This is a genomic window from Gracilimonas amylolytica (assembly GCF_002911695.1).
Classification (GTDB): Bacteria; Bacteroidota; Rhodothermia; order Balneolales; family Balneolaceae; genus Gracilimonas; species Gracilimonas amylolytica.
In genome coordinates this window covers 55,688-82,311 of record NZ_PQBS01000035.1, presented here as the reverse complement: position 1 = coordinate 82,311, position 26,624 = coordinate 55,688, and the positions used below count along the sequence as shown (strand labels likewise).

The following is a 26,624-nucleotide window of genomic DNA, read 5'->3' as shown; positions in this document are numbered from 1 at the left end:
TCTTTTTTATTCTACTTCGGCTCTGAGAACTTCTAATGGAGGTTTGTTATGTATGCCACGGGTATTCATCAAACCAATCAGTAGAACCAGTGCGGTAAGAATGACGATCTCAATTCCAATGATAAATAAATTCGGCACAAATTCTATATCAAAGTAAAAATAACCGATCAGATAACTTGCCCCAATCGATAGTGTCAAACCCGTCAGGGAGGCCATGATCCCAAGTAAGGCATATTCTATGACTTGTATTTTTACGACTTGCTTTTTGGCGGCACCAAGGGTTCGCAACAACACGGCTTCTCGAATCCTTTGAAAACGTGAGGTTGCTGCAGAACCGGCCAGAACGATTAAGCCAGTAATAATGCTGAATAACCCTATGAATTGAATAACAAAGGTGATCTTACCCAGAAAATTTTGAACGGTTTCAAAAACAAGTCCTACATCAATAGCTGAAACGTTGGGGTAAGCTTGCACCAGTTTCTGTTGTAGTTCCAGTGAGGCATCTCGCCCTTCGGTTTTAATAGTAGTTGCAAAGAACTGAGGAGCATTTTCCAGAACACCGGCCGGGAATACCACAAAGAAATTAGGGGAAGGCTGATCCCATTTTACGGTTCTGGTACTGGCAATATAGGTTTGTATGGGGATTCCCTGAACATCCCACGTTAAGGTATCGCCAATACTGACATCGAGATCTTCCATTTGGTCACTTTCTATTGAAATGGGGACGATCTGATCAAATCCCTCTGCTTGTCCGATCCATTCACCTTCTACAATGGATTCTGTAGGTAAAAGGGAATCACGGTAGGTTGAACGGTATTCACGATTCAATGCCCAGCCCCGGGGATTGGTCGTTGTATCCTCTCTTAGTTCTTCAGGTGTCATTCCTCTTATGGATTGAATACGCATGGTCACGATCGGCACGTTTTGAAGTATCTCATGCCCATTCTCCCTGATGGTATTATTGACCCCCTCGTTCTGGTCATATTGAATATCATATAAGGCTAAGTTAGGGAGGTCACCTTGTCCACCAAAGTCGATCTGATCCAACAGCATATCCTGAGTCAGGTACAGTGAGCTGATCATGGTCACCCCCAGACCAAACGTAAGCAGAAGGGTGGTTGTCTGATTATTTGGCCGGTAAAGATTCGCAAGCCCTTGCCGTAGTTCGTAAGAAAATCCCGCCTGTAAAAATTTTCGGGAGCCTTTCATGATCAGCTTAGCAAAACCGGTAAGCAGAAACAGGCAGATGACCAATCCACCGGTGAAAGCTATGGCAGGCAGCACCTCACCGATCATGAGCCAGGCATACGAAGTTATAAAGATCAGGAGGATCAGTGACAGAGTAGCCTTGGTGAAAGTCGACAAAAGCTTTGTAAGGTTGATCTGAATACTTCTGATCGAGTAAAGAGGCGAGATCCTTTTAACAGCCAGTAGAGGATATAGGGCAAACAGGATGGATATGATCAATCCGGTGCCTACTCCAATAGCCACAGAGGGCCAGGATATAAAGAGTTCAATATCTACTGGAAGAAAATCCTGAACCAGAACCGGTAAGTAAAGTTGAATACCGGAACCGATCGCGGCTCCCAATACGGATCCCACTAATCCCATGGCAGCTGCCTGAATCAGGTAGATCATCATGGCCTGATCGGAAGATACCCCGACACAACGCAATACAGCTACGGTGTTAATTTTTTGCCGGATGTAAACAAAAATGGAGCTTGCTACACCGATACCACCAAGTAAGAGAGCGATAAATCCGATGAGGTTCAGAAAATTGGATAAATATAAAATAGCTTCACCTACTTCTTCTTCCCGCTCATCTACCGTATCGTATCCAAAACGCAGACCTTCTTCATCTCTTAGGTCGTCGAGACGATCATCTACCTCAACCATATCTGTTCCTGCGGGGAATTGATGCCAGGATACATATTCCAGGCGGCTGCCTCGCTGTAATAATCCGGTAGCTTCTACATTTTCTTTAGGGATGAAGATACGCGGGCCAAAAAATGAAGCGGCCACCGGCTGTCCGGGTATCTCGATCAGGGTGCCTTCTATTTCATAAGTTAATTGACCGATCTTCACCGAATCACCGGGTTGAAGCCCGAATAGTCTCATGACAGGTTCATCCACCAGGGCTCCTCCATTTTCCTGAAAGGTCTGAGCAGCCGATGTCGGTTCAGTAATGAGGTCACCGTAAAAAGGGAAGCCGCCTTCTATGGCAGTGATCTGTGAGAGCCGAGTGTTTCCATTTTCAGGAAAGAAAGCCATGGAATTGAATTTCAGTGCAGTGGAAACTTCACCGCCCAGGGAATCCAATACAGCTACCAGTTCTTCCTGAAACGGGGCATTTCGTTCTACTTCAAGGTCGGCTCCCAGCAACTCCTTAGCTTGATTTTCAATACTGTTGTTTAGGTTTGCCCTGAAAGATGTTATAGCAACCTGTGCTGCTACACCTACAATAATAGCGGCCATAAAAAGAAATAACTTGGAGCGGTGTGAACGCGAATCGCGCCAGGCCATTTTAATAGTCCAAAGCAATGATCGTTGATTACCCATACGGTTTATTCTGTTACGCTTTTTGTTGCGATTTGTGCATGGGTATCTTCATGAACCATCCCATTTTTGAGGCGTATGATCCGGTCACATTTTTTTGCGAGCTCCAGATCATGAGTGACCATTACAAGGGTTGTGCCTTCTTTTTTATTGAGTTCAAAGATAAGGTTTTCAATGTATTCGCCCGTTTCTGTGTCGAGGTTACCGGTAGGCTCATCAGCAAAAAGGATCTTTGGATCGTTAATGAAAGCACGGGCAATGGCCACACGCTGCTGCTCTCCGCCGGATAGTTGAGTGGGGTAGTGATGGGTACGGTCCCCCAGGCCAACACTTTCCAGTAGTTCCCTTGCGCGTTCACGAACCGCTTTGGTAGCCTCCCCTCGTAATTCCAGAGGAACCATTACATTTTCAATCGCTGTGAGAGTTGGGACCAACTGAAAGGTTTGGAACACAAAACCCACATGCTGATTGCGAACCTTGGCTCTTTCGTCCTCATTTAGAGGGTTTAGAGGAATACCATTTAAGGTAACCGTGCCGGAAGTAGGTCGATCCAGACCGGCGCATAATCCCAGCAAGGTTGTTTTACCGGAACCTGAAGGCCCTACAATGGCACATGAGATCCCTTCAGGAATGGTAAAATTTATATCGTTTACGACCGTTAAGGTCTTGGTTCCACTTTGAAATTTTCTGTATAGCTGATGAACTTCGAGTATATTAGACACGTCTTTGATTTTTTGAATGATACCGACCCAAACAACGGTTTATTGAGGAAACATTCCTTAAAAGTTTCAAAATATTACGGTCTTTAATCCAAATTGTTATCACATTAATTACATGAGAACTTTAGTCGCGTTTTTAATTTTTATTGCTTTTACGTCATTATCAGCTCAGAGTCAGAATTCCGAAGAAAAAAGGATTCTTTTTTTTGGAGATAGTATCACGGCAGGGCTGGGAGTGGACAAAAGTCAGGCTTTTCCTGCATTGATACAGCAAAAAATTGATTCAGCAGGCATAAATTATGAGGTGATAAACGGAGGGTTAAGCGGAGAAACCTCAGCCGGAGGATTACGACGCATTGACTGGGTAATGCAAAAGCCGGTAGATATTTTTGTGCTGGAACTTGGAGGGAATGATGCCCTCAGGGGAATAGATCTTGGTTCAACCAAAGACAATCTTCAACAGATCATAGATAAAGTGCAGGAAAAATATCCGGAGGTTCAGATCTATTTGGCAGGCATGCAGGTTCCCCCCAATCTTGGTCAGGAGTACACCAGTAACTTTCAGAAAATGTATCCTGAGCTTGCGGAAGAAAATGACCTGCCACTTATCCCAATGATGTTGGAAAAGATAGGGGGCAGTGACATTTACATGCAGGAAGATGGAATACATCCAACTCCCGCAGGACACAGAATTATCGCTGAGTCGATCTGGAATGAGTTAAGTCCCATTCTTCATTAAACCTATTGTATCCCCAAACTTATTTTGCTGACAACTGACGGTTACTTATGCTCAACAGTGAATCAGCTTCAATGATCAGAGGATTTGAACCATCAAAATGTTGTTGGAGTACTTGTTTTGATTTATTTAGCAGAGTGTCAGCTTTTTGGTAATTATGCTTAGCGAAAGCTTGCCGACCCTGAGCGAGATAAACCTGACCGATGTTAGGATGATTAGGGTCAAAATGTTTATTGAAATTTGAAAGGGCTTTGGAGGTATGGATTTCGGCCTGATCGTAATTCCCGGCATTGTATTCCACATCTCCATAAGTTACTAACATGTAACCGGCATAGGGGTGGTCTTCTCCGTAGTTATCTACAATGATAGACAGAGCCGTTTCTATCTGTTCCCTTGCCTTTTCGTGTTCTTCGGTTTCGCTCAATACCTTGGCAAATTCTCTGAGTGCGAGGGCATAACGAAAGTGAGTTTCCCCATGCTGAATTTTATTGATTTCAACCGATCGGTTGATGTAGTCAAAGGCTTCTTTATGGTTACCTAACTGAAGAGAGATATTTCCCATTAAATGGAGGGTGGAGCCCACAAGCTGATGCGTTGGGTCAAAAACCTTCACCCTGATATCGTAAGCCTTTTTTGCCATGTCCCAGGCCTTTTGGTGCTCAGAATTTGAAGCATATACTACCCCCATGTTATGATATAAGCGGGCAATGCGGGCATTGTTTTCATCAAAAACCTGTAATTTTAGATTCAGTGCTTCCTCAAGATTTGTAATAGCGGCTTTATTGTTGCCCATGCTCATATAGGCCCGGCCACGGTTGTTAAAAATGTTTGCGAGTAGATCTATTTCCCCGGATCTTTCAAGTGAAAAATGAGATTTCATGTGTTCATCGAGGTCACTCATTACGGTCAAGGCCTCCTCATGCCGACCATGCTCCATTAAAAAATCACTGTAATTCAATCTGTGATTTACGTAACTGAGTGTAAGATCTAACTTGTTGATCTGGTACAATGAATCGGTGAGCTGGTAGTAATATTCTGATTCATCTGTATTTCCGACATTATGATGCCATTCGGCATATTCTGTACCAATGGACAGGCTTTTCTCCGTATTCACAGAAAGAGAGTCGGTTACAAAATAAAAAGCTTGTTTCAGGTTTGCTCCTGCCTGTTCCATTTCACCATTATTAAGTTGAATAGCTCCAATGGTACCCAAAATAGTTGCGTAATTTATGGGTGAAATGTCATCCTCCTGGAGCAATTGAATACCACGTTGCAAGGCTTCATTAATGGAGATTTCATCCCCCGAATTTTCTGTGGGGTTATTGAGCTCTAACATAGAAACAAGAAAGTCGGTTACTTCTTCGGCTCTTTCAGCCTGATACTGAGCTTGTTCGCGTTGTTCATTGATATTTTTGGTATAAAAACCGGACAACCCAACAATCAGGATTAAAATACCGGCGGCTGCATAGAGTTTACTCTTATTCCTCTTATAAAATTTTCTACTGCGATACCCGAGTGAGTCGGCGTGGGCTTTTACCGGCCGATTATGTTGATAGTTACACAGGTCGTCATAAAATTCGTTTGCAATGCGATACCGTTCTTCCGGTTCTTTTCGGATAGCTTTTAAGATGATAGCGTCGAGGTCACCTTTCAGGATCTGTTTTAATTTATTGGAATTGGTTCGGTGACTTGGTTTAGGGGGATCCTCATTCAAAATTTTGGATTCGATATCGTAACGGGTCATCCCATCCGTTTCAAACAATCTTTCTTCCGTCAAGATCTCATAAAACAACACACCGAGTGAATACAGATCGGAGGCGGTCGTTATATTCTTCTGTTTGATCTGTTCAGGACTGGCATATCGCGGTGTCAATAGTTTTGAACCGGTTTGTGTCAGGTCTTCGGTCTCTTCCTCAAGTAACTTAGAAATACCGAAATCAAGGACCTTAACATTGCCTCGAGTATCCACAAAAACATTTCCCGGTTTAATATCCCTGTGTATGATCAAGTTTTCATGGGCATATCGGATAGCTTTTAGCAGTTGTTTGAAAAGCTCAATTCTGTCGTTTACAGTGCACCGATTACCGGAGCAGTATTCATCGATGGGTTTCCCATCTACATATTCCATGATCATGTATGGAAATCCCTCAGCCGTCACACCTCCATCGTAAAATCGGGCAATAGATGGATGATTCAAACCGGCAAGAATTTTTTGCTCACGCTTAAACCGAAGCAGGTGTTCCTGCCTCATATGGTTGTTATGGATGATCTTTATGGCAACTTTGTGGTCAATGTCTTTATCAGAACGTTCGGCCAGGTAAACGGAGCCCATTCCTCCTTTACCCAGCACCTTGATAACCGTGTATGCGCCAACTTTTTTCCCGACTAAAGAATCATCTTTTGACATAAGTTTCATGTCATCCATTAATTCATTCATCAGGTCTTTTTTGAACAGTTCTTTATTTTCGAACCATCCTTCAGAGGCAGAAATATTATCAAGGAATTGCTCTACCTCAGATTTTAGCTGTTCATTTCCCTTACACAGTTTATCGGTATAAAGCGCGCGCTCGTGTTCAGGAAGTTCAAGAAGTTTATCAACGATGGACTGTACCCTGTCCCAATTGGAATCTTTCATAGAAATAGGAGGTTTTACCCGAAAATTTAAGTGTGAATTATAACATTATTAAATCAATCCTTCCAATGCTAAATATTTAGGGCACGTTGGAATATGTACTTACCGGCATATTTCAACCTGATGCAACAACTTTTCAATGTCAGTTAGGAAGCCTACCTTTTAGTTAAATATTTATATAAACCAGATTTATTGATATGAAACGACCCCTGATAATTTTATTTATGTTTTTTGTAGCGTCTTTACCGTTGTCGGCACAAGATGCGCTATTGAATTATGAGCCAAAAGTCTTACTAGTTACAGCTCACCCTGATGATGACGCTTTATTTTCGGCTACCATATTCAAAACGACCAAGTTGTTGGGGGGCAAGGTGGACCTGGCGCTGATGACCAATGGGGAAGGTGGTTATACCTATTCAACGCTTGGAAATTTTATCTACAACAAGGAACTCGATAAAGAAGAGGTTGGCCGGCAGTATCTACCCGGAATCCGAAAACAGGAATTAATGGCCGGGGGTGAGATCGTGGGAATCAGAAATTACTTTTTCTTTGATCAACCTGATTTTTATTACACTGAAGATGTACATGAAACACTGGAGAAATGGAATACCGACTGGGTACATGAACGGTTAGTACAGATCCTGAAAGATGGAGATTATGACTTCATGTTTCTTATGCTCCCATTTGAACAATTCCACGGTCATCATAAAGCATCGGCGGTTTTGGGGCTGCAGGCTATGAAAGAATTACCGGTTGAGGAGTGCCCCATTGCACTGCAAGCCTTTATAAGAAGAGGAGAGGACCCCGGTGTGAAGTTCACACAAATGGAAGGGTTTCCTGATACTAAAGTAAAAGAGGGAGTGATTTTTGAATTTGACCGCAGTCAGACTTTTGGGGCCAACGACCGCCTGAATTACAACATTATTTCAAACTGGGTGATCGCGGAACACAAATCTCAGGGTACGATGCAGTTACTCATGCAAACCGGAGACAAAGTGGTGGAACAGTATTGGTTCAATGCTTTGAACGGAGAAGATAAGCTTCAGAAAGTGACAGAATATTTTGAAGCCGTTAATAAGGTTCAGCCCTGATATTTATTAACAGTTAATGGTGTAACGGTGTAACGGTGTAACGGAGTCCAATCTACCATTACACCGTTCACTAATTCTATTTTATAAAATAGCTGATGTTGATGTTAGACCGCACTTCTACGGTTTGAGCGAAATCCATCATAGTTGCATCAGCAGCCATCGACATCATTTCCATGGAATTTACTTTTCTGGGAATGCTTACCTGGTGATCTGAATAGTTGATGGTGTAAATATCTCCTACCTCAACACCCGAAGTTTGGGCGATCAGCTCCGCACGTTCCCTGGAAGCTTCAATGGCGGAGATCAGAGCTTTTTCTTTACCCTCAGCTATCTTGGTGGATGAGAACTGTCCGTTGAAGGTATCAAAATCATTTTCTATCAATGTGAGCTGTATGCGTTCATACATTTCAAAGTCATTGAAAGTAATACTTACCGATTGATTGGTATTGGTCACATACTGAGGTTCCTGATTGTTATATCGATTCCCATTTACCTGCCGGCGATTCATTTGAATGGGTTCAAAATCAATGTTTTCTTCTCTGATGTTCAGATCCTTAAGCAATCCTGCCAAAATAGATTCTCTTTCGCGGTGTAAATCAAAGGCTTCCTGAGGGGTTTCGCCTTCGGCATTGATAGTCACGTTAAAAATGATAAGGTCAGCCGGTAAAAGTTCTGATGCACTCATATTGATGGTAATGGTGCGCTCCGAAACAGGCTGTTGGGCCAATGTCGTACAGCTTATGCCAAAAAACAGGAGACTTACCGTTAGCGTGATCTTGCTAAGTTTATTACCAATCGATACCATATTCCCTTTTGATCCTTTGTACATCTTCATAATTTTTTCCTTGATTTAATTTGAATATCCGAAGTCCTGACCCGGTAATTTCTTTTATCGGGTATCCGGCTCTGTACCAACTATCTAATACCTCTAAATATTGCTCTTCTTGTTTGCGGTTTTTTATGACGACACCGAATGTTTTTTCTACTCCATCCTTATCTATAATAAATTGCATTATTATGTAAGAAGACCACCATCCAAAAGAGCTGACTATATTTATAGTGATCTCATTTAGTTCATCCAGTTTAACCGGAGAGTCCGGTATGTGCTCATATGTAGCCTTTTCATCCAGATCTATCTCGATCTCATCCTCTTTCAGATGAGCAGTTCCCGCTTTTTTAGCAAAAGAGTAAGGGAAGTAAGCTGCAATCAAGGCCATAATTGCAATAATGAAGCCTGGAATGGTAAACCAATCCTGACCAAAATCATCAGCCAGCATTGAGGTACAGTAGAATATCCCGTACACAACCATTCCATACCTGTATTCCTTTGATTGGGTGAACGTCAGGTTACCGGTCAGTGAATCTTTCTTTTCCTCTAAATTACTTAAGGTTAACTCTACCATTATTCATCTAATATTTCAGTAATAGTTGGAAACATGTCCTCAACCCACAGTGCATACATTTTAGCCGAAGGATGAAGGTTATCGGATGCCAGTAACGCCGAGTCATTCCCGGCCAGTTCTGAGATCCCGGTTACATCAATAAATGGGATACCGTAGTCTGAGGCAAACTGTTCAGCGATGGAATTATACATCTCAATTTCCTTCCTGATAACGACCGGGTTTCCGGATTGTCCAAAAGGGGTAACACCGTAATTAGGGATCGAGATAACAACCACATTGGAGGTATCTCCACGTGCAAAGCTGATCGCCTGATCCAGAAGTTCTTTGAATTCTGTTTGGTATAGATCGATATCCAATCCCTGATACTGATTATTCACACCGATCAAGAGAGTAACAAGGTCGAAATTTGACGGTGGACCGACATCACGTATTCCGTTTTTAAGATCGGTGGTGGTCCAGCCATTCGTGGCAATAACAGCAGTGGTATCTATTTGGTATTCTTTAGATAGGAGGGAATCGGTAAGTTGATTAGGGTAGTTGTTTTCTTCGTTGATCCCGGTTCCAATTGTATATGAATCTCCCAATGCAAGGTAGCGTATAGGCTCAGAAATATCAGTTTCTGAGGAATCAATTTTTGACTGACAAGCCGTAAAGACAAGCAATATCAGTGTGAGAGATAAAAATTTGTGCGAAAAATATGTGTTTAGAGACATTAGGGTATGATTTATAGAATTGTAATAATAATATTAAAGAATTTGGCAATCCCTGCATTCAACTATAAATAAAATAAGTGGAAGCGCTTGCATTTATGCTTAAAACAGACTTTTATTTGACTATGATACGTAATACGGCCAAAAATCAAAATTGTGTGGATAAAACCGTACAAGAAATGATATCATCACAGATTAAGGCCTCTCTAAATAATAATTAAAAGGATCAATAATATGAGCAACATGATTCAGCGAGTATTTGCCATAGCAATGGTATTAACACTTTGCTTCTGTGCCTACGACGGGTATGCTGCAAATGTTGAAGATGAAACAGAAATATCAGGGATCGTTACTGATGCCCAGGGCGTGCCTTTAGCAGGTGTAAACGTCCGTGTAGATGGTAAGGTGATTGGTACTGCCACCAACCCTGATGGAACCTTCAGTTTGACGGTACAGCAAGACCCACCTCTTACATTAATCGTTTCAATAGTCGGTTTTCAGTCAAAAAGAGTAGAAATCACTGAATCGGTTGTTGATGATCTTGAAATTGTTCTTGAGGAAGAAACCATTTCCGGTGGGGATGTGGTTGTTTCTGCTTCAAGAGTTGAGGAAAGCATATTGGAAGCACCGGTGACCATTGAACGTCAGGATGTTGTTCAGCTTAGAACGTCTGCTTCCGATGATTACTACAAAACCCTCGCCAACCTTAAGGGCGTGGATATGACCACAAGCAGTATCAATTTTCAGATCGTGAATGCCCGTGGTTTTAACTCAACCGGTAACACACGTATGGTTCAGTTGACCGATGGTATGGATACTCAGGCTCCTGCTCTGAATTTCCCTATTGGTAATCTGAATGGTCCGTCTCAGCTGGATGTGGAAAGCATGGAATTTCTGCCGGGTGCATCATCTGCCCTGTATGGTCCGAATGCCTTTAACGGAATTTTATTGGTGAACAGTAAAGATCCTTTCAGATATCCCGGATTGAGCGTGATGGTAAAATCCGGTATCAACCATATTGATAGCAATCAAAATTTGGGAGAGCCTGAAAATGCTCAGCCTATGTACGAAGCAGCAATTCGCTATGCTAAATCGTTTAATAACAAATTCGCCTTTAAACTGAATTTCTCTTATTCAGAGGCGCAGGATTGGGTCGGTATCAACTACACCGACAAAAATTCAGGGCTGAACAGTGGGCTATCAAGCAATCCTGCTTATGATGGCGTTCATACCTATGGTGATGATGGTACGTTTAACATTGGCTTGTTAGCCTACAGTGATAGTTTTGTTCAAAATCTTGCTAACCAATTTTTTGGCGGAAATGAGCAACAAGCTGAACAGTATGCACTAAGTAATTTACCAGCTCAACCAGTTGCAAGAACCGGATATCAAGAACAACATCTTGTAGATCATGATGCGAAAAACCTGAAATTCGGTACCGCTTTGAACTATCGTATCAATGATAATATTGAAGCGAGTTATAACTTTAATTACGGTTACGGAACCTCTGTGTACAGTGGTGCTCAGCGTTACAGCTTAAGTAACTTCAATATCTCGCAGCACAAACTGCAGCTGGATGGCGATAACTTTATGCTGAAAGCATACGGAACCTTTGAAAACTCCGGTGATTCATACATTGCCGACTTTGTAGGATTTGCCGTGAATGACGCTTATATGCCAACCACCCAATGGTACGGAACATATGGAATTGGCTATTTGGGTTATCTATTACAACAGCAGCTTGATGGAAATAATAACCCCGATTTAAACACTGCTCATTTGTTCGCAAGAAACACTGCAGATAACAATCGTTATGAACCAGGAAGCCCACAGTTTGAAGCCGCAAAAGAAGCAGCTCTTCAGGGTGTAGTACCAAATGGAGCTCGATTTGATGATCAATCACGTTTCTTCCATACCGAAGGTCTCTATAACTTCAAAAATGAGATTGACTTCATGGACCTTCAGATGGGACTGAGTTTCAGACAATATCAACTGCGATCTAACGGTACTATTTTTGATGATGCCGGCGGAGTAGAGATCAATGAATTTGGCGGTTTCCTTCAGGGATCGAAATCATTCCTGGATGACCGTCTGGATCTGACTGCATCTCTCCGTTACGATAAAAATGAAAACTTTGACGGACAGTTTAACCCTCGTCTTTCAACCGTTATCAACGTTGCTGAGAATCAGAACATCAGGGCGTCTTACCAAACCGGTTTTAGGAATCCAACCACTCAGGGGCAGTACATTGACCTGAACGTATTAACAGCCCGACTGTTAGGTGGACTTCCATTTTTGGCAGAGAAGTATAGTATTGAAGAAAGTTCTTATACCTTAGAAAGTGTAAATGCATTTACTGAAGCATTACTTCAGGCAAATACACCACAAGAACAGCAAGCTGCTGCTGCAAATCTTGTTCAATACAATAATTTTGAGCCAGTAAAGCCTGAACAAATCCAATCATTTGAAATCGGTTATAAAGGATTATTGGGTGAAAAGCTGTTTTTTGATATGGCTTATTATTACAATATATATAATGATTTTATAGCTCAATTTAGAGTTAGACAGGTAAATCAAGATGTAAATGGTGATAATGCAATTCAGGCTGCAGAAATATTGGATCTCTCTCCACAAACTGCCCCTCTGCTTTTAAATGGTTCAGCTTTGAATACTTTTCAAGTTTACACCAATGTAGATGAGAAAGTTGAATCTCAGGGTGCGGTATTTGGGTTTGATTACAGCCTGCCACGTTCATTCAAACTGGGTGCCAACTATAACTGGAATCAGCTTATTACAGACCGTGACGGTGAGTATATCTTTGATTACAACACTCCGGAACATAAGTTTAATGTGAGTTTCAGCAACCGAAGAATTACTGAAAACTTAGGTTTCAATGTAACTTACAGATGGCAGGATGAATTCGAATGGGTTTCTTCATTTGCTGATGGAACCGTGCCGGCTGTTTCTACCGTTGATGCCCAGGTTTCATACAAGCTTAATAACCTGAATTCTATTGTTAAACTTGGAGGTAGTAATATCACCAACAACCGTCACTTCCTGAATTATGGCGGACCAAACCTTGGTGCTATTTACTACGTATCTATTACGTTCGACGAGTTCCTGAACTAACAGGAAATCTTAAAGCAATTAACAGCCTTACCTGAGCAGATCGGGTAAGGCTTTTTTATGTCATCTATTCGCTACAATTGCCCAAAAGGGTAAGTTTGACATTAAGTAATTTGAATTGGGTAAATGGCATGCTATTTGCTCATATCCTATCAGAAAACGAAAAAACTTAAATAATTGATGATCATCAATGAGCAAAAAAAAGGAAACTGAACAGCAAGTAGCCGATCAAGAGGAGGCTATTGAGCAGGAAACAGAAGAAATTGAATATTCTGAAGAAAGCGAGATTTCAGAAGAAAATGAAAAAAATGAATCCCAAGTACGCATTGAAGAACTCGAAGCCGAGTTAGCACATACCAAAGATTCACTGCTGCGCAAAGCGGCAGAACTTGATAACGTCAGAAAAAGAGTGCAGCGCGAACGGGTTCAGCTGTTTGAAGAAGCCAAAGCCGGTGCATTAGAAGATTTCATGCCCATTGCTGACGACTTGTTACGAACGTTAAAAGCAGCTGAGGAATCTGAGATCGAGGATAGCTTCCTGGAAGGAGTGAACCTTGTGGCCGATAAGTTCAAGAATGTACTTGAGAAACATGGAGTGGAACGCATTGATGAAACCGGTGTGCCATTCGATGTTAACTTGCACGATGCGATGATGAAACAGCCGGCTCCCGATAAAAAGACCGGTAGCGATGTTGTGCTACAGGTGTTGGAAAGCGGTTATAAGATCGGTAACAGAACCATTCGTCACGCTAAAGTAATTGTAAGCGAGTAAAAACAGAATATGTCTACTAAAAGAGATTATTACGAAATACTTGGAGTTGATAAAGGCGCTTCGGAGGCTGAAATAAAAAAGGCTTATCGAAAGAAGGCCATGAAGTTTCATCCCGACCGAAACAAGGGAGATGCTGATGCTGAAAAGAAATTCAAGGAAGCCTCTGAAGCCTATGAAGTCCTGAAAGATAAGGATAAGAGAGCCCGTTATGATCAGTTTGGTCATGCCGGAGTAAATGGACAAGGTGGCTTTGGCGGTGGTGCCGGAGTCGATTTCGACAATATGGGGTTTGAAGATATCTTCAGCCGTTTTGGTGATATCTTTGGAAGTGGTTTCTTTGGAGAAGAAGCCTTTGGTGGTGGTGGCCGCAGAGGCCGCTCACGTGCCCGCAGAGAGCCCGGGCAGCCTGGATCGGACATGAAGATCAGGATGCCGCTCACCCTCGAAGAGATCGCATTTGGAGCTGAGAAGAAACTCAAGATCAAAAAGCAGATCAAATGTGATTCCTGTGACGGAACCGGTGCGGAAACTAATTCCGATTTCGAAACCTGTTCCACCTGTAATGGAATGGGTGAGGTGAGACAGGTGACCCGTACAATGCTGGGCCAAATGGTTAATGTTCAGGCTTGCCCAACCTGTAACGGTGAAGGCCGGATCATCAAAAACAAGTGCAAGAAGTGTTCAGGTGAAGGCCGTATCAAAGGGGAAGAGACCATTAAGGTCAACATTCCATCCGGTGTATCCAACGGAAATTATATCACTCTTCGAGGTCAGGGAAATGCGGGTCGCAGGGGCGGCTCTGCCGGTGATCTGATTGTTCTGATCGAAGAGAAAGAGCACGAACATTTTCAGAGAGAGGGTAATAACATTTATTACAACCTTACTCTTAGCTTACCTGATGCCATTCTAGGAACGGAGGTACAGGTGCCGACCTTGAAAGGTAAGGCTAAACTGAAGATCGATCCCGGTACTCAGCCCGGTAAGATGCTAAGAATGAGGGGAAGAGGCATTAAAGGGTTAAACAACTCTGTAGAGGGAGATCAATATGTTCGCCTGAATGTCTACATTCCTGAAAATCTGTCTGATTCTGAAAAAGAAATGATCGAGTCTTTGAAAGATTCCGATAACTTTGATGCCTCAAATGCAGATGACAGTGGCAAAAACTTCTTCTCTAAAATGAAGGATATGTTTGGATGATAATGTGCGATGATAAATGTGCTGTGTGCTAATTTAAGAGCACACAGCACATGGCACAGATCTAATTAACTCTCACTCTGCTAAAACTGCAGTGCCGCTTACGGTGACCATAAGCATGCTTCCATTGGCTCCGATCGTTTCGTAGTCGATATCAATGCCAACTATGGCTGTAGCCCCCACTGAGTTTGCTTTAAGTTCCATTTCCTCGAATGCCAGTTTGCGGGCAGACTGAAGTTCTTTTTCATACGCACCGGAACGGCCACCAACGATATCCCGGATGCCGGCAAAGAAATCCCTGAAAATATTTGCTCCGAGGATCGCCTCACCCGTAACAACCCCAAGATATTTCTTGATCTCTTTGTGGTCGAGGCCGTGAGTAGTGGTCATGATCATAGCTTATCTCCGTTTAATTAAAGTTTATGTTCTTATTTACTGATCTGAAGTGATTTTGTTACTTAGTATTTCTGATCCAATAAAAAAGCCCTTCACATTTTTAAATGGAAGGGCTGATCGGTCAAATCTGAAAGAAAGTATCAGTTACGAGGTTTCGCTTCGTTAACCTTTACCGGACGGCCATCGATTTCTGCACCATCCAACTGTTCAATAGCAGCTTCAGCTTCGGCTTTATTATCCATTTCAACGAAGCCAAAACCCTTTGAACGGCCTGAATTTCTGTCTGTAATTACTTTTGCAGAACTTACGGTACCGTAAGCTTCAAAAACTTCTTGTAGTTGTTCACTGGAAACGTCATAACTCAGGTTTCCGATATAAATATTCATAGTCTTCAAATATGTTTTAAAATTAAAATAGTAGATGTAATTCTTACGAATACAAATACCCATGCACTAATGTACGCTATTTTAGGTCTACCGCAAAGTGTAAGGGTACGGTTTCGTGTTATAAATTAAAATCTTACTTCAGGTTTTCCGTCTTTTTCAGTGACTCATCAGCCATTTCCTGATGATAGTTACTCAGCTTGTCAGCAAGCGCTTCGTCTGTCATGCCAAGCATCCGTAAAGCCAGTAATCCTGCGTTTTTAGCCTTTCCGATCGCAACGGTAGCCACCGGAATGCCATTTGGCATTTGAACGATCGAGTACAGGCTGTCAACCCCATCAAGAGCACTTGTTTTTACAGGTACGCCGATCACCGGCAGAGTGGTATGGCTTGCTAACATGCCCGGCAAATGAGCTGCACCACCGGCACCTGCAATGATGATCTTAATTCCTCGGTCCCGGGCATTTTTGCCATATTCTGCCATCAGATCGGGAGTTCTGTGAGCGGATACCACCTTTTTTTCGTAAGGCACGTCAAAATAGTCAAGGATCTCTGTGGCTTCTTTCATGGTTGGCCAGTCACTGTCACTGCCCATAACCACGCCGACAATAGGTTTACTCATGTTTATGATTGGTTAATTGGTTGTTGCTCAAAGATATCATCCAAAGTTCGGAATTCAGAATTTCAGATCTCGATATTTCGGGTCACATGCATGGCTTGTTTGTAGGTCTCCTCGAGATTATCACCAAGCAGGGTGTAGTGAGCCATTTTTCGCCCAACCTTACTCTGGATCTTACCATACACGTGCAGATGACCATCCTCTTCCTCAAAAGCTTCCATAATTTCGTCAGTTTGAGCTGGTCTTTGATGGGTTCCAAGCAGGTTGATCATAGCTACGGCGGGTGCCTTCATTTTTGACGAGCCAAGGGGTAAACCCAATACGGCTCTCACATGATTCTCGAATTGAGAAGCCACAGTTCCCTCAATAGTGTAATGACCGGAATTATGAGGCCGGGGTGCAGACTCATTCAATAGAACTTCGCCATCTTTGGTGAGGAAGAACTCAAATGCAAAGATCCCTTTACCGTTAATAGCCTCGGTGGCTTTTATTGCAAGCTCCTGAGCTTTTTCCTGCACGTGCTTATCAACAGGAGCGGGAGAAAGTACGGCTACACAAATATGATCTTTTTGAACGGTCTCACAACAGGGATAGACTACGGTACCCGTTTCATTGCGGGCGACTTGAACGGCGATCTCATTTGTAAAATCAACGAAGGCTTCAGCTACAATATCGCGGCCATCATTACCCCCGAGTTTATCAAAGGCTTCTTTTGCAGTTTGAGTATCCCTGACGGTTTCATTTCCATACCCATCATACCCCCCTTTGGATGATTTCAGGAGATATGGCCATCCGTAATCTTCTCCAAATTCCTTAAGATCCTCTTCTGACCTTACAAGCTGATAGGGGGTGACTGGAATTCCTGCGGCTTCAAAGGTCTGCTTTTCTATGAGTTTATTTTCGATCAAAGCGAAACTTTCGGGCGAAGGGAAGATCGGTGTTCCACTTTTTTCCTGAACCTCATGGAGGATATCGGAACTGATAAATTCATTTTCAAGCGTAATGACATCACAATTTTTTGCGAACTCCACCATATCTTCCACAGAAGAAAAGGAACCGGAGGTGGAAAAAGGGGTCATAAATTGAACCGGTTCATTTTCAGTCCGGTCCGAAAAAACAGAAACTTGTATACCGAACCTGAAAGCCTGTAACGCACTCATTCGTGCAAGTTGGCCGGCTCCTAAAAAGCCTAATTTAAAATTTGCAGGAAGTGAATTAATTGCCATGAGAGGTTTTTCTTTTAAAGGTAAGGATATTTCGGGTTATGAGCCCAACGGTTCTGGTACTCAGGTCATTCTAATTAAAGTATCAATACACACGCGAATTCCTTAATTTCGGAACCGAAAAAATCAGCCCCAAATATGGATATAGAAGAAAAACTTAAGCAAATAAAGTCCCGGTTTGAAGAAGTAAATGCAGCGATGAGTGATCCGGCTGTTTTTGATGACCCGGATAAATATACCGCTCTGACAAAAGAAAGAAGTGACCTTGAAGAGCTGGTAGAGGACTACGATACCTGGAAAGACCTTACCGACCGGCAAAAAGGTAACAAAGAACTTATTGAGCAAAATGAGGACGCTGAGATCACCGAAATGGCACGGGAGGAAAATGAGGAGATCAAGGAAGAGCTGATCAAACTTGAGGATGAGATCAAAATGAAGCTCATTCCAAAAGATCCTGAGGATTCTAAAAATGCTATTGTTGAAGTTAGAGCTGGAACCGGTGGTGATGAAGCTGCAATTTTTGCGGGCGACCTGTTCGAGATGTATCGTCGTTATGCGGATAAGATGGGCTGGAAGATGAGTATCATGAGCATCAATCACTCAGAGAAAGGCGGATATAAAGAGATCGTGTTTTCTTTAGAGGGAGACGAAGTTTTTGGGAAAATGAAGTACGAAAGTGGCGTTCATCGGGTACAGCGGGTTCCTGAAACTGAAAGTCAGGGCCGGGTACACACCTCAGCGGCTACCGTAGCTGTACTGCCGGAAGTTGAAGAGGTAGATATTGACATCAACCCCTCTGATATCCGTGTGGATACCTTTCGGGCGAGTGGGGCCGGGGGACAGCACGTTAATAAAACGGATTCTGCCATTCGTCTGACTCACGAACCAACCGGTATTGTGGTTGAATGTCAGGAAGAGAGATCGCAGCATCAAAACAAGGAAAAGGCTATGACGATGCTTCGTGCCAAAATGTATGATATAGAGCTGGAGCAAAAGCAGAAAGAGAGAGCTGCCGAACGTAAAAGTCAGGTTTCAACCGGCGACCGGTCGGCAAAGATCCGCACCTATAATTTTCCACAAGGACGTTTTACTGATCACAGGATCAATCTTACCTTGTATGATCTGGATAACATTTTGAAGGGCGGAATTGATGAAGCGATCAAAGCCCTGCGTGTACAAGAAAATCTTGAAAAGCTGAATGCCTTAGCTGAAGAATAAGGGGATATAAAAAAGCCTGCAACCGAGGGAAGCAGGCTTTAGGTCAAAATATATAAAAGAGATCGTTATCAGATCTTAGGAGCGGCCGCTAATAATTCTTCGCTGGCCTCATCTGCAAATTGCTCAAAATTGTCGATAAACATTTTGGCAAGTTTCTTTGCTTTAGAATCGTAAGCTCCGGCATTTTCCCAGGTATCACGTGGGTTCAGTACGCTATCCGGTACTCCTTCAACATGTTGCGGAATGGAGAGCCCAAAGATAGGATCTGTTTTGAATTCCACATCATCCAGGTTGCCTTCAATAGCTTCTTTCAGCATGCGGCGTGTGTGAGGCAGTTTCATTCGGTGCCCCACACCATATTCTCCACCGGTCCACCCGGTATTAACCAGCCATACATTGGCGTTATGTTTTCTGATCTTCTCAGCTAACAGTTCAGCATATACGGTTGGGTGCAATGGCATGAAAGGAGCTCCAAAACAAGCTGAAAATGTGGCCTGTGGTTCTGTAACTCCACGCTCAGTACCGGCAACCTTAGCCGTGTACCCACTGATGAAGTGGTACATTGCCTGTTCCGGGGTTAGTTTGGAAATCGGAGGTAACACGCCAAATGCATCAGCTGTCAAAAAGATGATGTTTTCAGGGTGGCCACTTTTTCCTGTATCACTTGCGTTTGGAATGTAGTCTAATGGGTAAGAGCAGCGGGTATTTTGTGTAAGACTTACATCTTCAAAATCCGGCTCTCGGTTTTCATTCAATACCACATTTTCCAGGATAGTACCCGGTTTTTCAGTGGTAGCGTAGATCAGAGGTTCATTTTCCCTGGAAAGATTAATGGTTTTGGCATAACAACCGCCTTCAAAGTTGAAGACTCCGTCATCACTCCAACCGTGCTCATCGTCACCGATCAGTATCTTGTCCGGGTCGGCTGAGAGGGTAGTTTTACCGGTTCCTGAGAGACCAAAGAACACAGCGGTTTTCCCATGTTTGTCGTGGTTGGCCGAACAGTGCATGGCCATAACACCTTTTTTGGGAAGGAGGTAATTCATTACAGAAAAAATACCCTTTTTAACCTCACCGGAGTACAATGTTCCACCGATGATGATCAGCTTTTTCTCAAAGTTACAAAGTATGAACGTACTGGTTCGGGTACCATCCGTTTCAGGATCAGCTTTAAAACGTGGAGCTGCCAATACCGTAAATTCGGGATCGTGATTTTTTAATTCCTTTTCAGAAGGCCTGATGAACATGTTATGTGAAAACAAACCGTGGTATGCGGCTTCACTGACCACACGTACGTTAAGTCTGTTCTTTTCATCGGCACCACAAAAAAGGTCTTTCACAAACAGATCTTTGTCTTTCAGATAGTCAACCGTTTTATCAAAAAGATTATCAAAAACATCTTCAGATATTGGTTGGTTGATCTCTCCCCAGTCAATGTCATCGTGTATGGAAGGCTGATCAACAATGTACTTGTCTTTTGGGGAACGCCCGGTATATTGACCGGTCAGAACTCTCAGTGCGTGATCCTTGGTCAGGATCGCCTCACTTCTGAGAATGGCTTGTTCATAGAGTTCAGGGGGGGTCAGGTTCCAGAACACATTTTCATTATCATTTAAACCCAGGTAATCTAATCCGACGTGGCTTTTTGGATGTGATTTATAATCTACACTCATGCTTTCGTTTTAATTATTTTTTGAGAGCTTCTAAGGTAAGCATTTGAATTATGAATTTTAAGGCCAGAAAGCCATTAAAACGATTTTTGAAGGCTTTTATCCAAAAGTATGGAAGCGCTTTTATTACTTACGGAAAACCCTGCATTTACTTAAATATGATTACCAAAGATGAGATAGGTGTGAATACTTAAGGTGAGTTAATTCTTCCAATAGATTAATCCGTAAAAATAATCAGGAATCTAAAGTAATTCGGAAATTTTATTAAAAAGCTGATTCAGAACCGTATCATTTTTCATGTAGTTTGTGGTATCAATTCTTGTTTCAACTTCAGAAATGATATCCGATGCTTCATTCGGTTGATTTGTGGTGATCAAACTTCTGCTCTTTTTTATTTGAGAGGTTACCGACATAATTTTGAAATAAGGGTGGTTTAATTTTTCGAAATGATCTGCTGCAAGTTCATAATACTTGATCGATGAAGAGGGATCATTTTGCCGGTATTCATTGTCAGCAATTGCCAAATATAATTCTGCAAGATTCCTGTCGGTTGAGTTGGGATGATCTACCAGAATATCTTCAGCTCTTGTTAAATATTGTTCAGCTTTTTCGGTATCGTTCATTTCTGACAGTAACCGTCCATAGTTATGATAACTTGTTCCAATAGAAAAATGACCGGGACCATATACTTCGAGCAGGATCTCAAGAGCTTCTTCTCTGTATTTCTTAGAGTCTTCGTAGTTTTTTAATCCAAAGTGGACATCCGCCAGGTGACCTTTTGTGATCGCAATGTTTGGATGGTTTTTACCATAATAGGTCAGGTCCATTTCTAAAGATCTCTTTAAAAGTGAATCGGCCAGGTCAAAATTGCTGTGTGTTTTTTCAAGAACGGCAAGATTTAATATTGTGGCAGAATGATTGGGGTGGCCCTTCTCACCGTAAACCTTGTCTTTTATACTCAGAGATCGATTATAGAATGTCCTCGCTTCTTCGTATTTAGCGCGGGTCATGTGATAAAGCCCCAGGTCGTGGAGTACCCCTGATGTATTTATGTGTTCCTTACCATTAATTTGTTCACTGATCTCTAAGGCTTTGAATAGCAGGGAATCACCAATTGAATTGTTTCCTGAACGATAATGATTGCGCGCCACGGTGCGCAGTACATGGATGTATTCTGAGGAATCTGCCTCAGATTGAGCATTCAAAATATTCAGTGATCTTTGAAAGTAATTGCCTGAGGCATCGTAATTTCTAAGTAGTTGTTCAGTCTCTCCTAAGTAGTTATAAAGATCTACAAAAACAGGATCGCTTTCACTTAGTTTACTTTTAAGGATGCCCTCAGCTTTTTGGTAAATAGACTTCGCTTCGTAGTAATTACCTAAATTATGTTCGATACTCCCAATCCGTAATAAACTATTTGCGGTTTCAACAGATCGATCCCCAAAATTAATAGTAGCCACTTTATGCCCCTCGTCAGCCAGTTCTTTAGCCTGATCAAATTGACTTATATTTTCATAGATCTCGGAAAGAGTTAAAAGCATTTCAACTTTAATACCCGGGTCAAGTTCACGAGATATGACCTTATCGGTACCATTCTGCAATAATTTTGGCAACGTGATATCTGAAGTTTCTGCCAGAATGGGATCAGTTGATTTAAAGATATCTAAAAGAAGGTCTTTAACGATCGTAGCTTTTCTGGTTTCTGACTCAGCAATGAACTTTTGTTCGGTAATGTTATGCGTGTAAAATACGCTAACTGTGATCAGGAGTAAGAAAACAGCCATTGCTGAACTGATCTGAACCTTGTTTCGCTTAATGAACTTTTGGGTATAGTACGTAAAGGTTCCTTCATGAGCCCCAACGGGTAAACCTATTTCAAAATTCTTAAGATCTTCCAAAAATTCACTGGCTACCCGATATCGTTTGCCGTACTCTTTACGCATCGACTTTAAAAGGATTGCATCAAGGTCTCCTTTAAGACTACGCTTTAGTTGAGGATCACGTACGGCTTCACTGGGTTTGCAAGGTTCATCGTGGATGATCGTCTGTTCTACTTCGTACCGCGTTTTATTGTCGAGATCATAAGGGTCGATTCCCGTCAATAATTTGTACAACACCACACCTAATGAGTACATATCAGTAGCAGTCGTGATATTGGTTCCTTTGATCTGTTCAGGGGCTGCATAACGGGGTGTGAGGATCTTTGAACCCGTCTGAGTTAACATCAGGTTATCTTCATCCTCAAGAAGTTTAGATATCCCAAAATCCAGGATCTTGACCTTACCCGAGCTGTCGATCAGAATATTGTCAGGTTTCAGGTCTCTGTGAATGGTTAAATTTTCATGGGCATTCTGAACAGCTTCAAGAACCAACTTGATCAGTTCGATCTTTTTCTCGATCGTACAGTTGTGGGTTTCGCAGTATTCAGTAATAGGCATGCCATCCACATACTCCATAATGATATATGGAAATCCCTCTTCGGTCACGCCACCGTCATAGAGCTGGGCGATACCGGGGTGGTTGAGACGGGCAAGGATCTGCTGCTCACGTTTGAACCGCTGAATGTTTTCTTCAGTAGCCCGGCCATTTCGGATGATCTTAATAGCGACCCGGTGATTAAAGGTGCCATCCGATCGTTCAGCCAGAAATATAACTCCCATTCCACCTTCACCAATCTTTTCAATAATAGTATAGGAGCCAAACTGTGTACCGATCAGGGTTTCACTGGAAAGGGAAGAGGTGACCCGGAAATGTTGATCAAACACCTGTTGCCGATAGCCTCTTAAGTTTTCAAGCCAGCCGTCAGAATCGTCAATGGATCGAAGCATTTCGATGACTTCAGCTTTCAGGTCCGGATCACTGCAATGTTCTTCAAGGTAAGCGAGTCGTTGGTTTTCGGGTTGATCCAGAACAGCATCAACTAACTTTTCAACTTTTTCCCAATTGGAATTCCCCATGCCAACTACATCATAAAATTAAATTTGTACTCACCAATTACTTACGTAAAAAATGCCCGAAAACAGATCAGGATTATTTAATTTAATTCAAACTTTCCCTTTAGTTCTTTGTAAAGCCAGCCTCGTGCTTTCATCCAGTCTCTTTTAATAGTGCTGTTAGAAACCCCGAGGGCCTCTGCTGTATCTTCAATACTCATGTCCCCAAAGAATCGCATTTCCACTACCTGAGCCAATCTTTCGTTGAGCTTCTCGAGCTTCTTTAAAGCTTCATCAATATCGATCAGGTCCTGGGCTTGCTGTTCATTCTTACTGAACAGCTCATCAATAAAAGTGAGGTCCTTGTCTTTACCTCCACGTTTCTGAGCATATTTTTTTCGGGCATGATCGATAAGTATTTGACGCATACACCTGGATGCAATGGCCAGAAAATGACTTTTATCCGAAAAATTGATACAAGTTTGATCGATCATCTTCAGATAGGCTTCATGCACCAGATCCGTTTTAGATAGGGTGTGATCATCCTGCTGACGATTCATGTGACCGTATGCCATTTGACGTAGTTCACCGTAAATAACGGGATACAACTTATCAAAAGCACCTTGTTCTCCTGACTTCAATTGCATGAGCAATTGAGTTACTTCTTGTTTTTCCATCTGCACATTATTTAACCTTCGTCCTGTGTTCTTTAACCCTTAAGAATTTAAACGATTTGAACTGTTTTTATTTTCAGGACGCTCGGTATATAACTATTCTTTTCAATATTTTCAAAAAGTTGTGCAAAACTTTATTTCAAAAAAGTCTTTAGAAACGGTTCTTACATTTTTACTATTTAAATATCTGGTCTAAGCCTCATGAGCCATAAGAATCATTTTACTAAGTCACCCGAGTGGGGATTTCACTCAGCCTCTCAAATGCACTGGCCATCCAGTATCGAGAATAGATCGGAGAAATTTCTGAAAAATCTGGAGGATTCGTACTCCAGGATCATTGAAGAACTGCATTTTTTTGAAGTGATCCATTTGTTTGTGCAGGATCTGAAAACCCGGAACAGGGTGATGAACAAGCTGTCTTTAAAAGCAGTGGACCTTGACCGAATCATTATCCATCAGAAGCCGGTTAAGAATATGTGGGCAGGGGATATTGGACCCTGTTTTGTAAATAACGATAGCGGAGAAAAAGCGGTACTCAACTCGATTGGTAGTAGTAATGTTAATGAGTTACCCAATTATGTTTCAAAGCTGTTGAACATAAAGTGTGTTGAAATTGAACTGCTACTGAAAGGAATTTCAATTGAGGTGAATGGTGAGGGAGTGCTATTGACACCGGAGTCATTATTGATGCATAATAAGCTGCATTTGAACCTGACGAATGAGGAGATCGAACAAAAGCTCAAAAAGTATCTTGGAGCAGAGCGGATCCTATGGCTTAGATCAGGGTTATCTGATGATCAATCAAATGATCATGATCAGTATATGGTCAGGTGGCTGAATTCGAATACTGTTTTAGTTAACGTAACTGATGATCCTGAACATCCGTGTTATGGGTTGCTTCAGGAAAACCTTGAGAGACTCAGAAGTATTAAATCCGCCCCACTTAAGGTCGTGACCATCAGCTTACCAAAATCTGTGAGTGGGGAAGGCGGAACATATATTCATCCGGGTTATACCGGTTTCTATATAGCCAATGGAGCTGTTTTAGTGCCTCAGTTTAATGTAGAAAACGATTCAGAAGCTTTAAAACTATTCAAGGAATACTTTTCGGGCCGAACCATCATTCCGATCGACAGTAAGGCATTGGCTTATGAGCAGGGCAGTATACACGGTATTATAAATCCGTGGTACTGATGAGAAAGTTGTTTAATTGATCGACTCTGCCGGTAAACGGGTTGGGGTGACCTCACCGTTTGCAAGTAATTCAGAAACCCGGGCTATAGCACGAATAGTGTTGGTAGCATGCTCGATATTGATGGTTGAAAACTCATCTGATACCTGATGGTAATCCTGATCCACATCAATGGGTGTGGTACTAATGGTATGAGCCGGAACACCAAGGCGTGCCAGGGTGGCGTTGTCTGACCTGTAGAAAAGGTTTTGATTAGGGTACGGGTCGGCGTAAAAATCAAAATCCTCGGGGGCATTTTCATCGAAAATTTGGCCAAAGGATGTCAGGTCATATCCGGTGATCCACGCTGTATTTCCACCTTCAACAGCCGGTTTACCGATCATTTCAATATTGACCATTGCGGCGATCTTATCAGGATCGATCTGTTCTGAAAAATAACGGGATCCAAATCCACCGGTTTCTTCCGCAGTAAAGCCGACAAAATATAGGGTGCGTTCAGGTACAGGTCCTTTTGAAAAATAACGAGCCAGTTCTATGACGGCTGCAACTCCTGAGGCATTGTCGTTTGCACCATTTGCAACAGAGTCCTCCTCAACCGGGGTTACCACCCCTATATGATCATAATGTGCTGAGAATAACAGGATCTCATCTTCTTTTTGTCCCGGTATTTTTCCAACTACATTTGCAAGAGGTTGAGTTTCTATCTTATTAAAGATCTCAACATTTGCACTTCTCACACGGTCATTGGTCAACACAAAGAGATCATTTGGTTTATGATCAATATCTAAAGTCCGGTTTGCACGACTGTAATAGCCTCTGTAGCGGCTGAACCACTCGGAGTGAGCTTCAGAAACGGTAATGATCGAAGATTGGTCATCATTTCTGTAAGTGTTTAGTAACTTCCGAAAATCATCCGATTCGTTAATGGTTTCAACAGATACATCTGTGAGAGACCATCTTATCGAATCTGTGTTTGTAATACTGAAAAATTTGTAATCTTCTACCTGATCGCCATTGATTGAAATGGCAGACTCAGAAGGAATGATCGAATATAGAGTGAAGGTTTGTTTATAATCTTCGTCAAAAGGAGTTAAGCCGATCTTTGAGAATTCTTCGGCTATAAAATCGGCTGCCATGTCGATCTCCGGACTCATGGCATGGCGTCCTTGCATTTCATCTGAACTCAGAGTACTGATGATCCTTGATACATTCTGTTCAGTAATTTCCGGTTGATTATTACAAGAAGAAATAAATAAAACGAGTATTGCCAGTGCCAGAAGCAAAACTGATCTGATATTCATTGATCGAAGTCTATTTTTAGTGTTTTCGAAGCAATATTAAACATCCAAATGTAAATCATTTGAAAAAAGATGATAC

The 26,624-nt window shown here is 42.1% G+C and carries 21 protein-coding genes; 7 read left to right on the top strand and 14 right to left on the bottom strand.

From position 1 onward, the window contains the following. Positions 1–6 precede the first annotated feature (6 nt). Together C3B73_RS08365 and C3B73_RS08360 are read right to left on the bottom strand one after the other, a co-directional pair. On the bottom strand, positions 7–2,523 hold the full coding sequence (locus C3B73_RS08365) for an ABC transporter permease (RefSeq protein WP_232803102.1): 2,517 nt from the start codon (positions 2,521–2,523) through the stop codon (positions 7–9). A 41-nt stretch (positions 2,524–2,564) separates the two neighbouring features. After that, positions 2,565–3,278 carry an ABC transporter ATP-binding protein gene (locus C3B73_RS08360; RefSeq protein ID WP_103665148.1) on the bottom strand — a complete coding sequence of 238 codons (714 nt, stop codon included), beginning with the start codon at positions 3,276–3,278 and terminating at the stop codon, positions 2,565–2,567. Between the two features lie 112 nt (positions 3,279–3,390). On the opposite strand from C3B73_RS08360, the gene C3B73_RS08355 reads away from it, so the two are divergent. After that, the gene (locus C3B73_RS08355; protein WP_103665147.1) at positions 3,391–4,014 is read left to right on the top strand and encodes an arylesterase; all 624 of its coding nucleotides are present in this window, start codon (positions 3,391–3,393) and stop codon (positions 4,012–4,014) included. Between the two features lie 19 nt (positions 4,015–4,033). On the opposite strand, the gene C3B73_RS08350 is transcribed toward C3B73_RS08355, so the two are convergent. Further along, positions 4,034–6,646 (bottom strand): serine/threonine-protein kinase, encoded by a 2,613-nt coding sequence (locus tag C3B73_RS08350; protein ID WP_103665146.1) that lies wholly within the window; start codon positions 6,644–6,646, stop codon positions 4,034–4,036. Positions 6,647–6,840: 194 nt separating this feature from the next. Between C3B73_RS08350 and C3B73_RS08345 the strand changes: the two genes are divergently transcribed. Next, on the top strand, positions 6,841–7,734 hold the full coding sequence (locus tag C3B73_RS08345; RefSeq protein WP_103665145.1) for a PIG-L family deacetylase: 894 nt from the start codon (positions 6,841–6,843) through the stop codon (positions 7,732–7,734). A gap of 76 nt (positions 7,735–7,810) precedes the next feature. Here C3B73_RS08345 and C3B73_RS08340 read toward each other — a convergent pair whose 3' ends face one another. Genes C3B73_RS08340 through C3B73_RS08330 form a run of 3 tightly spaced genes read right to left on the bottom strand, consistent with a single transcriptional unit; the run spans position 7,811 to position 9,850 of the window. Beyond that, positions 7,811–8,569 carry an SIMPL domain-containing protein gene (locus C3B73_RS08340; protein ID WP_232803100.1) on the bottom strand — a complete coding sequence of 253 codons (759 nt, stop codon included), beginning with the start codon at positions 8,567–8,569 and terminating at the stop codon, positions 7,811–7,813. Continuing rightward, on the bottom strand, positions 8,523–9,137 hold the full coding sequence (locus tag C3B73_RS08335) for a hypothetical protein (protein WP_103665144.1): 615 nt from the start codon (positions 9,135–9,137) through the stop codon (positions 8,523–8,525). The genes C3B73_RS08340 and C3B73_RS08335 overlap by 47 nt, the downstream gene beginning before the upstream one ends. Next, on the bottom strand, positions 9,137–9,850 hold the full coding sequence (locus C3B73_RS08330) for an SGNH/GDSL hydrolase family protein (protein ID WP_103665143.1): 714 nt from the start codon (positions 9,848–9,850) through the stop codon (positions 9,137–9,139). The genes C3B73_RS08335 and C3B73_RS08330 overlap by 1 nt, the downstream gene beginning before the upstream one ends. Positions 9,851–10,081: 231 nt before the next feature. Here C3B73_RS08330 and C3B73_RS08325 point away from each other — a divergent pair, with 231 nt between their 5' ends. From C3B73_RS08325 to dnaJ, 3 genes are all read left to right on the top strand, one after another. Further along, positions 10,082–12,976: a TonB-dependent receptor gene (locus tag C3B73_RS08325; protein WP_198597315.1), complete on the top strand. Its 2,895-nt coding sequence runs from the start codon at positions 10,082–10,084 to the stop codon at positions 12,974–12,976. Positions 12,977–13,163: 187 nt separating this feature from the next. After that, positions 13,164–13,745: a nucleotide exchange factor GrpE gene (locus C3B73_RS08320; RefSeq protein ID WP_103665142.1), complete on the top strand. Its 582-nt coding sequence runs from the start codon at positions 13,164–13,166 to the stop codon at positions 13,743–13,745. Between the two features lie 9 nt (positions 13,746–13,754). Then, positions 13,755–14,942 carry a molecular chaperone DnaJ gene (gene dnaJ / locus C3B73_RS08315; RefSeq protein WP_103665141.1) on the top strand — a complete coding sequence of 396 codons (1,188 nt, stop codon included), beginning with the start codon at positions 13,755–13,757 and terminating at the stop codon, positions 14,940–14,942. Positions 14,943–15,014: 72 nt separating this feature from the next. Here the strand turns inward: dnaJ and C3B73_RS08310 are convergent, their stop codons facing one another. The 4 genes from C3B73_RS08310 to C3B73_RS08295 all read right to left on the bottom strand — a co-directional run bounded on the left by C3B73_RS08310 (position 15,015) and on the right by C3B73_RS08295 (position 17,563). After that, positions 15,015–15,335, bottom strand: a complete 321-nt coding sequence (locus C3B73_RS08310) for a heavy metal-binding domain-containing protein (protein ID WP_103665140.1) — start codon at positions 15,333–15,335, stop codon at positions 15,015–15,017. A gap of 140 nt (positions 15,336–15,475) precedes the next feature. Beyond that, positions 15,476–15,721, bottom strand: a complete 246-nt coding sequence (locus C3B73_RS08305; RefSeq protein ID WP_103665139.1) for an RNA recognition motif domain-containing protein — start codon at positions 15,719–15,721, stop codon at positions 15,476–15,478. A gap of 133 nt (positions 15,722–15,854) precedes the next feature. Next, a complete protein-coding gene (gene purE / locus C3B73_RS08300; RefSeq protein ID WP_103665138.1) occupies positions 15,855–16,340 on the bottom strand; it encodes a 5-(carboxyamino)imidazole ribonucleotide mutase in 486 nt (161 codons plus the stop codon). 62 nt (positions 16,341–16,402) lie between these two features. Further along, positions 16,403–17,563 (bottom strand): 5-(carboxyamino)imidazole ribonucleotide synthase, encoded by a 1,161-nt coding sequence (locus C3B73_RS08295; protein WP_103665137.1) that lies wholly within the window; start codon positions 17,561–17,563, stop codon positions 16,403–16,405. 141 nt (positions 17,564–17,704) lie between these two features. Between C3B73_RS08295 and prfA the strand changes: the two genes are divergently transcribed. Next, positions 17,705–18,778, top strand: a complete 1,074-nt coding sequence (gene prfA, locus C3B73_RS08290) for a peptide chain release factor 1 (protein ID WP_103665352.1) — start codon at positions 17,705–17,707, stop codon at positions 18,776–18,778. Between the two features lie 68 nt (positions 18,779–18,846). Here the strand turns inward: prfA and C3B73_RS08285 are convergent, their stop codons facing one another. The 3 genes from C3B73_RS08285 to C3B73_RS08275 form a co-directional block, all read right to left on the bottom strand. Then, complete coding sequence (locus tag C3B73_RS08285) at positions 18,847–20,451, bottom strand: phosphoenolpyruvate carboxykinase (RefSeq protein WP_103665136.1); 1,605 nt, start codon at positions 20,449–20,451, stop codon at positions 18,847–18,849. 239 nt (positions 20,452–20,690) lie between these two features. Further along, positions 20,691–23,405 (bottom strand): serine/threonine-protein kinase, encoded by a 2,715-nt coding sequence (locus C3B73_RS08280; protein WP_103665135.1) that lies wholly within the window; start codon positions 23,403–23,405, stop codon positions 20,691–20,693. Positions 23,406–23,482: 77 nt separating this feature from the next. Then, positions 23,483–24,058, bottom strand: a complete 576-nt coding sequence (locus C3B73_RS08275; RefSeq protein ID WP_103665134.1) for a sigma-70 family RNA polymerase sigma factor — start codon at positions 24,056–24,058, stop codon at positions 23,483–23,485. 198 nt (positions 24,059–24,256) lie between these two features. Here C3B73_RS08275 and C3B73_RS08270 point away from each other — a divergent pair, with 198 nt between their 5' ends. After that, positions 24,257–25,249 carry an agmatine deiminase family protein gene (locus C3B73_RS08270; protein WP_103665133.1) on the top strand — a complete coding sequence of 331 codons (993 nt, stop codon included), beginning with the start codon at positions 24,257–24,259 and terminating at the stop codon, positions 25,247–25,249. A 12-nt stretch (positions 25,250–25,261) separates the two neighbouring features. Here the strand turns inward: C3B73_RS08270 and C3B73_RS08265 are convergent, their stop codons facing one another. Beyond that, positions 25,262–26,548, bottom strand: a complete 1,287-nt coding sequence (locus C3B73_RS08265) for a M28 family metallopeptidase (RefSeq protein WP_103665132.1) — start codon at positions 26,546–26,548, stop codon at positions 25,262–25,264. Positions 26,549–26,624 lie beyond the last annotated feature (76 nt).

Bases quoted from the DNA above. Each gene is read 5' to 3' on its own strand.
- C3B73_RS08365 (WP_232803102.1), bottom strand. From the start codon at position 2,523: ATGGCCTGGCGCGATTCGCGTTCACACCGCTCCAAGTTATTTCTTTTT.
- C3B73_RS08355 (WP_103665147.1), top strand. From the start codon at position 3,391: ATGAGAACTTTAGTCGCGTTTTTAATTTTTATTGCTTTTACGTCATTA.
- C3B73_RS08350 (WP_103665146.1), bottom strand. From the start codon at position 6,646: ATGAAAGATTCCAATTGGGACAGGGTACAGTCCATCGTTGATAAACTT.
- C3B73_RS08345 (WP_103665145.1), top strand. From the start codon at position 6,841: ATGAAACGACCCCTGATAATTTTATTTATGTTTTTTGTAGCGTCTTTA.
- C3B73_RS08340 (WP_232803100.1), bottom strand. From the start codon at position 8,569: ATGAAGATGTACAAAGGATCAAAAGGGAATATGGTATCGATTGGTAAT.
- C3B73_RS08335 (WP_103665144.1), bottom strand. From the start codon at position 9,137: ATGGTAGAGTTAACCTTAAGTAATTTAGAGGAAAAGAAAGATTCACTG.
- C3B73_RS08330 (WP_103665143.1), bottom strand. From the start codon at position 9,850: ATGTCTCTAAACACATATTTTTCGCACAAATTTTTATCTCTCACACTG.
- C3B73_RS08325 (WP_198597315.1), top strand. From the start codon at position 10,082: ATGAGCAACATGATTCAGCGAGTATTTGCCATAGCAATGGTATTAACA.
- C3B73_RS08320 (WP_103665142.1), top strand. From the start codon at position 13,164: ATGAGCAAAAAAAAGGAAACTGAACAGCAAGTAGCCGATCAAGAGGAG.
- dnaJ (WP_103665141.1), top strand. From the start codon at position 13,755: ATGTCTACTAAAAGAGATTATTACGAAATACTTGGAGTTGATAAAGGC.
- C3B73_RS08310 (WP_103665140.1), bottom strand. From the start codon at position 15,335: ATGATCATGACCACTACTCACGGCCTCGACCACAAAGAGATCAAGAAA.
- C3B73_RS08305 (WP_103665139.1), bottom strand. From the start codon at position 15,721: ATGAATATTTATATCGGAAACCTGAGTTATGACGTTTCCAGTGAACAA.
- purE (WP_103665138.1), bottom strand. From the start codon at position 16,340: ATGAGTAAACCTATTGTCGGCGTGGTTATGGGCAGTGACAGTGACTGG.
- C3B73_RS08295 (WP_103665137.1), bottom strand. From the start codon at position 17,563: ATGGCAATTAATTCACTTCCTGCAAATTTTAAATTAGGCTTTTTAGGA.
- C3B73_RS08285 (WP_103665136.1), bottom strand. From the start codon at position 20,451: ATGAGTGTAGATTATAAATCACATCCAAAAAGCCACGTCGGATTAGAT.
- C3B73_RS08280 (WP_103665135.1), bottom strand. From the start codon at position 23,405: ATGGGGAATTCCAATTGGGAAAAAGTTGAAAAGTTAGTTGATGCTGTT.
- C3B73_RS08275 (WP_103665134.1), bottom strand. From the start codon at position 24,058: ATGGAAAAACAAGAAGTAACTCAATTGCTCATGCAATTGAAGTCAGGA.
- C3B73_RS08270 (WP_103665133.1), top strand. From the start codon at position 24,257: ATGAGCCATAAGAATCATTTTACTAAGTCACCCGAGTGGGGATTTCAC.
- C3B73_RS08265 (WP_103665132.1), bottom strand. From the start codon at position 26,548: ATGAATATCAGATCAGTTTTGCTTCTGGCACTGGCAATACTCGTTTTA.